At 70.8% G+C, this 12,406-nt stretch carries 8 protein-coding genes; 3 read left to right on the forward strand and 5 right to left on the reverse strand.

Features of this window, described 5'->3' with window-relative positions:
- From EV279_RS13950 to EV279_RS13960, 3 genes are all read left to right on the forward strand, one after another.
- The coding region (locus EV279_RS13950; RefSeq protein WP_133545015.1) for a rhamnan synthesis F family protein at window positions 1-1,557 on the forward strand (1,557 nt) is incomplete at its 5' end.
- Between the two features lie 140 nt (window positions 1,558-1,697).
- On the forward strand, window positions 1,698-3,491 hold the full coding sequence (locus EV279_RS13955) for a rhamnan synthesis F family protein (RefSeq protein WP_166644534.1): 1,794 nt from the start codon (window positions 1,698-1,700) through the stop codon (window positions 3,489-3,491).
- 123 nt (window positions 3,492-3,614) lie between these two features.
- Window positions 3,615-5,873 carry a hypothetical protein gene (locus EV279_RS13960; protein ID WP_133545019.1) on the forward strand — a complete coding sequence of 753 codons (2,259 nt, stop codon included), beginning with the start codon at window positions 3,615-3,617 and terminating at the stop codon, window positions 5,871-5,873.
- A 1-nt stretch (window position 5,874) separates the two neighbouring features.
- Here EV279_RS13960 and EV279_RS13965 read toward each other — a convergent pair whose 3' ends face one another.
- From EV279_RS13965 to EV279_RS13985, 5 genes are all read right to left on the reverse strand, one after another.
- Complete coding sequence (locus EV279_RS13965) at window positions 5,875-8,034, reverse strand: glycosyltransferase (RefSeq protein ID WP_133545021.1); 2,160 nt, start codon at window positions 8,032-8,034, stop codon at window positions 5,875-5,877.
- Window positions 8,031-8,963 carry an NAD-dependent epimerase/dehydratase family protein gene (locus EV279_RS13970; protein ID WP_166644535.1) on the reverse strand — a complete coding sequence of 311 codons (933 nt, stop codon included), beginning with the start codon at window positions 8,961-8,963 and terminating at the stop codon, window positions 8,031-8,033. The genes EV279_RS13965 and EV279_RS13970 overlap by 4 nt, the downstream gene beginning before the upstream one ends.
- Window positions 8,960-9,970 (reverse strand): GDP-mannose 4,6-dehydratase, encoded by a 1,011-nt coding sequence (locus EV279_RS13975; RefSeq protein ID WP_133545563.1) that lies wholly within the window; start codon window positions 9,968-9,970, stop codon window positions 8,960-8,962. Before EV279_RS13975 ends, EV279_RS13970 begins: the two co-directional genes overlap by 4 nt.
- A 67-nt stretch (window positions 9,971-10,037) precedes the next feature.
- Entirely contained in the window at window positions 10,038-11,282 is a 1,245-nt protein-coding gene (locus tag EV279_RS13980; RefSeq protein ID WP_133545025.1) for a hypothetical protein, read from the reverse strand.
- Window positions 11,279-12,403 (reverse strand): glycosyltransferase family 1 protein, encoded by a 1,125-nt coding sequence (locus EV279_RS13985; protein WP_133545027.1) that lies wholly within the window; start codon window positions 12,401-12,403, stop codon window positions 11,279-11,281. The genes EV279_RS13980 and EV279_RS13985 overlap by 4 nt, the downstream gene beginning before the upstream one ends.
- Window positions 12,404-12,406: the final 3 nt, after the last annotated feature.

The raw sequence follows: 12,406 nt of genomic DNA on the forward strand, positions 1-12,406 counted from the left end.
CTGACCAATGACACGTGGTTCGGCCCGGTGGGGTCGTTCGAGGGTGTGTTCGCGCGGATGGATGCGCGGGAGGTGCATTTCTGGGGGTTGACCGAACATGCCCGGACGGTGCCGAACCCGTTGACGGGGGAGGGTGTGCTGCCGTATCACCTGCAGTCGTATTGGCTGGCGGTGCGGCGGGAGATGTTCTTGTCGGAGGCGTGGGCGGCGTATTGGCGTGATCTGCCGGAGATGCCGGGGTATCGGGATGCGGTGCTGCGTCATGAGGTGGTGTTCACGGAGCATTTCACCGGGTTGGGGTTCGTGGCGGGGGTGGCGTTCCCGGCGGAGGAGTATCCGACGGAGAATCCGTCGCTGCTGAACGCGGATCTGCTGGTGCGGGACGGGTGTCCGGTGGTGAAGAGGCGGGTGTTCTTCCAGTGGCCGCCGTTCCTGCATCGGCATGCGGTGGTGGGGCGGTGGGTGCTGGATGCGATGACGCGTGCGGGGTATCCGGCGGGCCTGGCGCTGACGGATCTGGCGCGCAACGTGCCGCCACGGGTGCTCAACGCCAACCTCGGCCTGCTCGAGGTGCTCCCCGACACCCCCACCGGCTACGACCCCACCCACCCCCTCCGCATCGCCGCCATCCTCCACGCGGGCTCCGACGGGATCGGACCGGTGCTCGACCGGCTCGCCCTCCTGCCGGCGTCTTACGATCTGCGCGTCACGACGGACGACCCCCGTCGCGTCGCCGCGCTGGAGGCCGAGCTCGCAGACCGGAAGGACGACCGGATCGCGCGTCACGCCGTGCGGGTCGTCCCCGGCGCCGACGACACCGTCGCCTTCTTCGATGCGCTGACCGACGTGCTCGAGGGCGACGCGGACATCGTCGTGAAGGCGCACTCCGGCCGCGGCGGTCCCGAGTGGGCCGAGGGTGGGTACCTGCCGCGGCACGAGCTCGGCGACCTCCTCGACAGCGCGGGGTACGCCGCGAACCTGGTCGGCCTGTTCCAGCGCGAGCCGGGACTCGGCATCGTGTTCGCGCCGACCGGCCACTTCGGCACGACGACGATCGGCGCGGGATGGGGCGATCACCGCCCGCGAGCCGAGGCGGTGCGGCGCGAGCGCGGCATCGCCGTCCCCCTCGACGACGTGTCGCCGCTGGCCCCGTTCGGCGGCATGTGGGTGGCCCGCCCGGAGGCGCTGCGCCTCCTCAGCGCCGGAGGCGGTCGCAGTGCGGCGCCCGGGGACGGGCCCGTCCTGGACCGGCTCGTCGCGCCTTCCGCGGGGGAGCGGGGCTTCCATGCGCGAACGGTTGCGACAGCGCGGGACTTCGGCATCAGCCATGCCGGCATGGAGTTCGTCCTGGACCGCATCGCCGCGACGGTCGACGGCTTCTACCCGGACGACAAGATCGCGGACGTCGAGCGGGCAGGTTGGGCCGGCCGCGCCCGTACGACCGACCTCGCACGCATGTACGTGCGACTCCATCACCCCGGCGTCGCGCGGTGGGCTCGTGCCCTCGCGCGTCGCCTGCGTCGCCTGGCCGCCGGGCCCCGACGGAGAGCTGCGTGATGTCGGGGGTGGGGGTGTCGGCTGCTCGGGGTGTGGTGGGTGGTCGGCGGCTTGTGGTGTGTGCGGTGTGGGATCGGCGTGGGGGTGTCGAGGAGTATCTGCTGGAGGCGCTGCGGGGGTTGCGGGTTCATGCGGCGCGGGTGGTTGTGGTGGTGAACGGGTCGCTGGGGGAGGTGGGGCGTGCCCGGCTGGCCGAGGTCGCGGATGACGTGGTGGTGCGGGAGAACCGTGGTTTCGACGTGTGGGCGTTGAAGGCGGGGTTGGATCGTGTGGGTGCGGGGATCGGGGCGTTCGATGAGGTGCTGCTGACCAATGACACGTGGTTCGGCCCGGTGGGGTCGTTCGAGGGTGTGTTCGCGCGGATGGATGCGCGGGAGGTGCATTTCTGGGGGTTGACCGATCATGCCCGGACGGTGCCGAACCCGTTGACGGGGGAGGGTGTGCTGCCGTATCACCTGCAGTCGTATTGGCTGGCGGTGCGGCGGGAGATGTTCTTGTCGGAGGCGTGGGCGGCGTATTGGCGTGATCTGCCGCAGATGCCGGGGTATCGGGATGCGGTGCTGCGTCATGAGGTGGTGTTCACGGAGCATTTCACCGGGTTGGGGTTCGTGGCGGGGGTGGCGTTCCCGGCGGAGGAGTATCCGACGGAGAATCCGTCGCTGCTGAACGCGGATCTGCTGGTGCGGGACGGGTGTCCGGTGGTGAAGAGGCGGGTGTTCTTCCAGTGGCCGCCGTTCCTGCATCGGCATGCGGTGGTGGGGCGGTGGGTGCTGGATGCGATGACGCGTGCGGGGTATCCGGCGGGCCTGGCGCTGACGGATCTGGCGCGCAACGTGCCGCCGCGGGTGCTCAACGCCAACCTCGGTCTGCTCGAGGTGCTCCCCGACACCGCCACCGGCTACGACCCCACCCACCCCCTCCGCATCGCCGCCATCCTCCACGTGTTCTACGTCGAGATGACGGAGGAGATGCTCGACCGCGTCGACCTGCTTCCCGGCGCCGTCGACGTCATGATCACGACGTCCCACCGGGCTCGAGCCGATGCCATCGAGGAGATCGTCGCCGCGCGTCCGCGGAGGGGGCGGCCCGTCTCGGTGCGAGTGGTGGACTCCAACGCCGGTCGGGACCAGAGCGCGTTCTACATCGGATGCCGCGACCTCCTGCTCGGCGGAGGCTACGACCTGGTGGTGAAGCTGCACTCGAAGAAGACCCCGCAGGACGGGTACAACGTGGGCCGGCATTTCAAGGACCAGCAGTTCGCGAACCTTCTGGCGAACGAGGGCTTCGCGGCCAGCCTCGTCGGCCTGTTCCAGCGCGAGCCCGAACTCGGCATCGTCTATCCGCCCATGATCCACGTCGGCTATCCGACCTTCGGCCACGCGTGGTGGGCGAACCGCCCCGGGGTGGAGGCGCTCGCGGCGCGGCTCGGCATCCGCGTCCCCCTCGACGAGGCGTCGCCGCTCGCGCCGTACGGCTCGATGTTCGTCGCCCGCCCGGAGGCGCTGCATCTTCTCACGGCGGCTCCCTGGACGTACGACGACTTCGGTGGGCCCGACTCCTACCGCGACGGCGGGCCGGCCCACGTCCTCGAGCGGATGCCGTCGTACGCCGCCGGGGAGCAGGGTTTCCACACCCGCACCGTCACGACCGCCGAGTACGGCGCGATCAGCCACACCTCCATCGAGTTCCTCCTCGACCGGATCTCGAGCACGACGCCCGGCGATGCGCTGGCGCGGATCGAGCTGCGCGAGCGACTGCGTCCCGACGGGCTCGATGACCTGCGGGCCCTCATCCGAACCGACCTGCGCCTCAACCGTCCGCGAACGGCGCGTCTGGTCCGCCGAGCGGGCGAGCTCGTCTCCCGCATCCGGCGGCTCGCGCGTCGTCTGACACCCGGAACGGACGAGGCGGTCGCTCGGGATCGCCGCGCATAGGTGCGAGGAATCTGAGCGATCGGCGCGTCGCTCGACCGTCGCGCCGATCCTGAGGTATACGCGACATCCCATCGTCTGTACACTCCAGAATCATCTGACTCATCAGTCACAGGAGTAAGTGCGATGCGCAAGCCATGGACGATCCTGCTGATCGGTGTGCTCGCCGTGGCCTCCCTCGCCGCCGCTGCGCCGCTCACTCCCGCAGCCGCTTCCCCGGCGCGCGCGGCGGTCGACGCCGCCGTTCAGCCGGCGGCAGCGGTCGTCGGCTTCGAGGCCGGGAACATCATCGACGACAGCGTCTTCTTCGCCCGTGGCACGATGTCGGCGGCGCAGATCCAGTCGTTCCTCAACGGCAAGGTCCCCACCTGCCAGGCCGGGTACACCTGCCTGAAGGACTTCGCGCAGGCCACGACGTCGCGCTCCGCCGACCCCATGTGCGCGGGCTACACGGGGCAGGGCCGGGAATCGGCGGCGCAGATCATCTACAACGTCGCCCAGTCGTGCGGGATCAATCCGCAAGTGCTTCTGGTCACTCTGCAGAAGGAACAGGGGCTGGTGACCCACACGTGGCCGAGCGACTGGCGGTACACGATCGCCATGGGCCAGGGGTGTCCCGACACCGCGGCGTGCGACACCAGGTACTACGGCTTCTTCAACCAGGTGTATGGCGCGGCGTGGCAGTTCAAGCGCTATGCCAATCCGCCGGGGACCAGCCAGTTCTTCACGTGGTATGCGCCGGGCCGGACGTGGAACATCCAATGGCACCCGAACGCCGGCTGCGGGAGCAGTCCGGTCGGTGTGCGCAATCAGGCGACCGCCAACCTCTACTACTACACGCCGTACCAGCCGAATGCGGCCGCGCTGCGTGCCGGCTTCGGTGAGGGCGACGGATGCTCCAGCTACGGGAACCGCAACTTCTACAACTACTTCACGGCGTGGTTCGGCTCGACCCGCTCACTGGTCGGCTCGGCGATCACCGACAAGTACGCGCAGCTCGGCGGGTCGGCAGGCTATCTCGGAGCTCCGGTCGGCGCCACGACGTGCGGGTTGAAGGACGGGGGATGCTTCCAGAGCTACCGCAACGGCGCGATCCACTGGTCACCGGCGAGCGGCGCCCACGCCACGACCGGCGCCATCAGCGCGTCCTGGGCCTCCACGGGCTGGGAGAACGGACCGCTGGGATACCCGGTGAACGAGCAGAACTGCAGCCTCGCCGGCGGCACGGGCTGCTGGCAGGGCTTCCAGAAGGGCGAGGTGCATTGGTCAGCCGCCTCGGGTGCGTACGGGTCCTGGGGGCCCACGCTGGTCAGATACCAGAGCATGGGCTCGGAGCGGAGCCCGCTCGGCTTCCCCACGGGATCGCCGGCCTGCAATCTGAAGGACGGCGGCTGCTGGCAGTCATACCAGGGCGGCATGATCCACTGGACTCAGGCCACCGGCGCGCACTCGACGTACGGCGCTTTCCTGACCAAGTGGAAGGCGCTGGACTCTGAGCGCGGGCTCGGCTACCCCATGAGCGAGCAGATCTGCGGTCTTAAGGACGGCGGCTGCTGGCAGCGGTTCCAGAGCGGTCTGATCCACTCCACGCCTGCGGGCATGTTCGCGACCCGCGGTGCGATTCTCGCCCGGTGGGCGAACCTGGACTACGAGCGAGGCTTCGGGTACCCCTTGGGCGATCAGGCGTGCGGCCTGAAGGACGGCGGCTGCTGGCAGCGCTTCCAGGGGGGACTGATCCACTGGACCGCGGCCACGGGCGCCTTCTCGACGCGCGGACCGATCCTCGCCAAGTGGGCGTCGCTGGACTACGAGAGGGGTCTGGGCTACCCCACGAGCGAGCAGATGTGCGGTCTGAAGGACGGCGGCTGCTGGCAGCGCTTCCAGGGCGGCCTGATCCACTGGACACAGGGGACGGGGGCGGTCGCGACCCGCGATGCCATCCTCGCGGAGTGGGCGTCCCTGGACTACGAACGAGGGCTGGGCTATCCGACGGCTGACCAGCGGTGCGGGCTGAAGGACGGCGGCTGCATCCAGACGTTCCAGTCCGGTCCGATCGTCTGGTCGCCCACAGGCGGCGCACATGCCGTGACCGGGTCGATCGGAGAGGTCTGGAAGGCGCGGGGCGCCGAGACGGGCGCCCTCGGATATCCACGGACCGATCTCGTCTGCGGTCTCAAGGACGGTGCGTGCTACCAGGGGTTCGCCGGAGGGCTCGTCCACTCGGTCCCGGCTCTCGGGACGTTCATCACGACGGGCCGCATCCTCGAGAAGTGGGCGATCTCCGACTACGAGCGCGGTCCGTACGGGTATCCGACGAGCGACCAGTCGTGCACGGGCGAGACCTGCTCTCAGCAGTTCCAGGGAGGCACGCTGACCGCCCCGTAGCTCAGGCGGACAGAGCGGCGTCGAGCAGCGTACGGGCGCGCGCGTCGAACGAGTGGTCGCGCCGTACGCGAGCGGAGATGTCGGCGAGACGCTCGGCGTCCGGGAAGAGCCGGTCTCGATCCCCGCGGAGCAGACCGAGCAGAGCGGGCACGTCGTCATACGTGCGCACCGCCCCTTCGAAGATCTCGTCGATGCCCGCGACCGCGTCGCTGACCGCGCGACCGCCCGCCGCGACGACATCGAAGAGGCGGTTGGAGACGAAGCCGGCGGCCTTCATGGCCGGCCAGTGATCGTTCAGCACGAGATCCGCTCGCTCATAGACCAGCGGCAGGTCTCGATTCGGGACGCCGCGACCCGCGATCGCCGAAGCGGGGATCCAGCCCCGCCAGTCCGGGCCGTAGACCCGGACTGGGATTCCGGCGCGGATCGGCTCGATGATGGAGGGGCGCGGGATTCCGCGGGCCGTGCCGACGAACACGATGTCGTCGGTGCGGCCGGCCCCCGTCGGACGGAACCGGCGGGCGTCCGTGCACTGCAGCAGCGTCTGGATCGGTCTTCCGAATCTGACGGATGCCTCGGCGGCCCAGGGCCGCGAGCCGGCGAAGACCACGTCGAAGCCGGAGAGCTCCGCCGCGGTGATCTCGTCGGGGTGACTGATGATCCAGATGAGCGATCGGGCGCCGGGCTGGGCATGGATCGGTTCCGGGCCGCGCAGGGCCAGCACGACATCGTCGAGGTAGCCCGACGGACGGAGGCGTGCCGAGTAGGCGTCGATCACCACCTCCTGACCGAGCCGCCGCAGCGCGTCGGCGATCCCGCGAGCGAAATGCGTGTCTCCCCACGCCTCGCCCGGTCTTCCCGGCGGAGCGGCGATCTTGATCGCCCACCGCAGCGAGGGCACCACCGATCCGTCGTCGAGCGTCACGTCGTACCGGCGTCGACGCAGCACCGGCCCTTCGCGGCCCCAGGATGCGACCTCCAGACCGACGGGCCGGAGGAGCGCGTCGAGATCGGTGTCCTCCTCCTGGACCCCAGCGCTTCGCGGAAGGCCGCGTCGCGGCGCGCGGACGGTGAGGTCGAGCGCGGTCCGCGCCGCTGCCTCTGCGTTCGCGCCGAGGGGGCGGGCGAAGGTGTCGCCGGCGATGCCCGCGGTTTCGATCGTCGTGCCGAGGGCACGGGCGTCCTCGGACGGATGTCCTTCCAGCAGCGCGAAGGCGCGGCCCTCGTGGCGGCAGACACCCGCCGCCACGACCGTGCCGTCCGTCGAGAGCCACAGCGGCATGACCGGGCCGGTGACGCCGCGTGCGGCGAGCTCGCGCAGGTCGTCGGCCTCGATGTCGGCATCCGGTCCGCGCACGACCAGGGTCCCGGCTCCGCCGGAGCGCTCGGCCACCGTCTCGAGGAGGCCGGGGGCATCCGCGACGACGCGCGTTCCCGGCAGCCACAGCTCCAGCAGCGCCGCGTTCGTCCACAGATCCGCGGAGGAGCCCGCCACGGCGACCAGGATGTCGGGGGCGCCGAGGTCTGCTGCGACGCTCACCGTGGCATCGATCGCGGCGGCGGCATCCTCCTCACGCGATGAGAGGCGGCAGACCACGACGTCGCCGGCGAAGCGGCTCGGAACGGTGGATCCCCGGGCCACGTGCCCGGCAGCGCGCGCGGCGCGCTCCCGCACGACGTCCCACGCGACCCGGCGCGTGGGACCTGATCCCAGCACGATGGATCCGTCGCGCCGGGCGGCCCGCCACGCGTGACCGAGCGGACCACCGGGCGCGTCGACCGAGTCCGGGTGCAGAGCCGCATACGCGGGCGCATCCCAGTTGGCCCCGGCCCGGATCGTTCGAGCGTCATTGACGAGGTAGGCGTAGAGCGCGGGAACGCGTCCGGCATCCGACAGCTGTGACGAGACGAGACGCTCCATGAAGAGCGGGTTGAGGGTCATGCCCGAGCGAAACCCGCCGCGGACGTAGGCTCGCACGGCCGCGCGGGGTGTGGCCGGTCCGCCCTGGGCGGCGACGATGTCGAGGTCGACGACATCCGCCCGCAGGATGACGCGCGCCCACCAGATGCGATCGACCGCCTCCACCACTGCGCGGAGTCCCGGCAGGGATCGCGCGTACCGCCATGCGGCCCGCGCTCGCGCGACGAGCGGGGCGGTCACGGAACGGCGGAGCCGGACTGCTGCGCGACCAGCTCGCGGATCGACGCGCGCCAGTCGATGCGCGGCGCCCACCCGAACTCGTCGGCCAGACGGCGCGGCGAGCCGATGATGAGCGCGGGATCGTTCGGCCGCAGCCGGCTCGGGTCCGTCTCGAGGGCGGGCACCTCCCGGCCGAGCGCCTCGGCGATCGTCTCGAGCACGTCGCGTCCGGAGTGGGCGGCGCCCGAGGCGACGTTGTAGACACGATGCCGGTGCGACGGCGCGAAGGCGACGGCCAGGTACGCGCGTGCGACATCGCGCACATCGGTGTAATCGCGCGCCGCCTGCAGGTTGCCGACGCGCAGGACGCCGTCGGGCGGTGTCTGCAGCAGGGCTGCGGTCAGGTCCGGCACGAGGAAGCCGGCCCCCTGCCCGGGGCCGATGTGATTGAACGGGCGCACGACGACGGTGTCGAGTCCCCGGCGCGCGTAGTAGTCGGCCTGCGTCTCCACGGCGATCTTGGCGACGGCGTAGGGAGACGTGGGTGCGAGCGGAGAGCTCTCCGAGACGACCTCGTCGTCCGCGGGCGGCGCATAGACCGCGCCGGTGCTCACGACCACGACGCGAGGGCGATCGTCCCGCGCCAGGAGCGCTTCGCTCATGGTCGTCATGATGCCGGTGTTGACGGAGAGATAGCGCTGCGGCTGCGCGAACGACGGGCCGACGGCGGCCAGTCCGGCCAGGTGGATGATCGCGTCGGCGCCCGGCGGCGCTGTCCACTCGTGCTCGAGGTCTGCACGGTAGTAGCGGTCGCAGTGCGGGACGAGTGCGGCCGACGGCTCGTCCTCGCGGCCGATCGCCCACACGCCGATGCCCTCGGCCGCGGCCAGCGCGGCCACGTGGGCTCCGACGAATCCGTTGGCGCCGGTGATGACGAGGTGGCGGGTCACGCGGAGGGCACAGCGAGCTCGCGGGACTGCAGCTTGAGGTCGTGAGCGACCATGATCTTCACCAGCCCCGGGAAATCGACCTCGCGTCGCCATCCCAGCTCGCGCTCCGCCTTCGTCGGGTCGCCGAGGAGGATGTCGACCTCGGCGGGGCGCATGTAGGCGGGGTTCTGGCGGACGTAGGGCTTCCAGTCGTCCACGCCGATCTCGGCGAATGCGAGGGTCAGGAACTCCTCGATGGAATGCGTCTCACCCGTCGCCAGGACGAAGTCGTCGGCCACGTCGTGCTGCAGCATCCGCCACATCCCCTCGACGAAGTCGCCCGCGTAGCCCCAGTCGCGCTTGGGCCACAGGTCGCCGAGCTCGATGTGGTCCTGCAGACCGAGCTTGATGCGTGCGACGGCGTGCGTGATCTTGCGCGTCACGAACTCGACGCCGCGCCGTTCGCCCTCGTGGTTGAAGAGGATGCCGCACGAGACGAACATGCCGTAGCTCTCGCGGTAGTTCTTCGCGATCCAGTGGCCGTACAGCTTCGCGACGCCGTAGGGGCTGCGCGGGTGGAAGAGGGAGTTCTCGTTGTAGCCGGCGCCGGGACGGTTGTAGTCGAGACCCCCGAACATCTCCGACGTCGACGCCTGGTAGACGCGCGTCTGGTTCTCGCGGCCCGTCACGCGGACGGCCTCCAGGACGTTGAGCACGCCCTTGGCGGTCACGTCGGCGGTGAGCGTCGGGTTCTTGAAGGAGTAGCCGACGTGGCTGACCGCGGCGAGGTTGTAGAGCTCGTGCGGGTCGGAGGTCTCGACCGCGCGCACGAGAGACGTCGGGTCGGTCAGGTCGCCTTCGATCAGGTGCACGTAGGGCATGTCGGCTTCGACCTCGACTCGACGCGGATTGTTCTGTCCGCGGATGAGTCCGAAGACCTCGTAACCCTTCTCGTGCAGAAGTTCAGCGAGGTGTCCGCCGTCCTGGCCCGTGATACCGGTGATGAGTGCGCGTCGCGCGTCTGCCATGGTTCCTCCAGTTGACAACTATGAAAGCTTAGTCGGCCTCGTCGATCCGACGTGATCGGGCCGGTCCTCAGCCGGCGACCGGCTCGGCGCGATCCAGCGCATGCAGGGATCGCGCGCATTTACGCCACAGCAGCAGCGTGGCTGCGCCTTCCGTGGCGGCGTAGCCGACCGCCGCCCCGATGGGCCCGATGACCAGGGCGAGGCCGATCATCACGGGCACCCCGATCGCCGTGGCGACGAGCGTCGCCCGCAGCACGGCTGCGGCTTCGCCCGCCGGATAGAGAATGTGGCGGGTCATCGACGTGCGCACCGAGAAGAAGGCGAAGGTGAGCCCCATCGCGACGAGCACCGGGGTGGTCGACGAGGCGGCCTCCCCGAACAGGATCGTGCTGGCCCAGGCGCCCAGGATCCCCAGCGCCGCCCACCCGACGACGCCGATCGTGCCGTGCGCCAGGAGCGCGAGGCGCATCCGCCGCGCACGCGCCTTTCCGTGCGCTTCGGCGATCCAGGTCTGCAGCGCGTTCGCGAGCGTCGCCGGGATGAACTGGCCGAGCTTGAGCATCTTGTCCGCCGAGGCGAATCCGGCCGCCTCGGTCGGGGCGGCGGTGACCGTCACGAGGGGTGTCGGGACGCTCGAGTAGACCGTCAGTCCGACATCGTTCAGCGCGACCGGCGCGCCGGAGCGGAACGCGGCGAGCAGATCGACGCGCCGCGGCCACGACGAGGGGTAGCGGCGCAGCGTGCTCCGGGTGAACAGCGACGTTCCCACGAGGGTGACGGCGATGCCCGCCAGAGGATAGAGCTCGACGGGAGCGCCGCCGACGATCGCGATCGCGCACACGACGGCGATCACCAGCCGTGGCACGGAGTCGTAGAAGATGATGGCGTGCGGTCGTCCGACGCCCGCGGAGAACCACGTGAACGACAGGGCGATCAGCGCCCCCTGCAGGCCCATCAGCACCGCGAGCCACGCGCTCCCCGGATCGGCCACGAGCCAGCAGACCACGGCCATGACCGGAAGCGCGACGATCGCGACCAGCAGGCGGACGACGATCGACTCCCGGTACAGCGCACCGCGCTGGGCGTCGTCGCCGGCGATGGACACGAGGGCGGGGCCCATGGCCATCCATCCGTAGCCGATCGCGATCGATGCCACCGTTCCGATGGACTCGCCGGCGATGGCGCTCGCCCAGCCGGCCGGCCCCGCGGCCCGGGCGACGATGGGCAGCACGAGCAGCGGCGAGACCGCCGCGATCGCGGGAACGAGGAAGAACAGGGCGAGCCGGCGCCAGAGCGGTGTGTTCGGCGTCATCGGCGGCCCCGAGCGCGCGCCGTCGCCTCGATGACGCGGGCGGTGCGGGCGGCGGAGTCCTCCCACGTGAACCCCGCGGCGCGCCGCAGCCCCGCCTCTCGGCGCGCACTCTGATCGTCGTCGAGGGCGGTGCGGATCGCGGCGGCGAGCTTCGGCGGCGAGGCGGCGTCCGCATAGAGGGCGACGTCGCCGCCGACCTCGCGCAGCACCGGCACGTCGTTGGCGAGCACGACGCAGCCGCGGCGCATCGCATCGATGACGGGAAGGCCGAACCCCTCCGTGAGCGACGGGCAGACGTACAGCGCCGCAGAAGCGTAGAGGGCCTCGAGCTGCGCCCCGGTGACCCAGCCCGGAAGCACGACGTCGTCCTGCAGCCCGAGCTGCTCGACGAGGGGAAGCAGCGGATCGCGGCCGTGACTGCCGGGAATGACGACGAGCGGCCGGTTCGCGCTCATCGTCGCGAGCGCGCGGAGGAGCCCCTCGAAGTTCTTGTGGGGGAGACGGTTCCCCGTGCTCAGGACGAGGGCGCGACCGGGGCGGATGCCGAGGCCCTCGAGCTCCCGCGCCGGGTCGTCGGGCACGCGCGGGGCGTTCGTGCCGTGCCCGATCACGGTGATCGCGTCGGGCCTGACGCCCGTCTCGGCGACGACGGCCTTCTCCGCGGCCCGCGAGACGGTGATGACGGCGTCCGATGTGCGCGCCGCGCGGCCCATCAGCCACGCGGTGACGCGCGGCACGAGCCCCCGTACGCCGCGGCTGCCAGCCGAGTGGTAGATCACGTCGTGCGTCGTCGTCACGCGCGGCACCGGCGAGGTCCGCACCGGCCCGAAGTTGGAGGGGCACCACATGACGTCCGCACGCAGCCTGCGCGCGTAGGCGCTCGCCCTGAGCACCTCGCCCGCGGCCCACGTCACGCGATCGGCGCCGACCCATCGCGCAGTCCGCACCTCGCCCGGGAAGAAGCCGCGCACCCGTTCGGCCCCCGCACGGCCGGTCACCGCCACGAACTCGGCGTCGGGGAACGCCTCCGGCATCCGCTTCAGGATCTCGCGGGCGTACGTCTCGGTGCCGCCCCGGTGGCCGGTGTAGAAGAGAAGGTCGACGAAGACTCGGACCGTCATCCG

Origin of the sequence: Microbacterium sp. BK668 (assembly GCF_004362195.1) — a bacterium.
GTDB lineage: Bacteria > Actinomycetota > Actinomycetes > Actinomycetales > Microbacteriaceae > Microbacterium.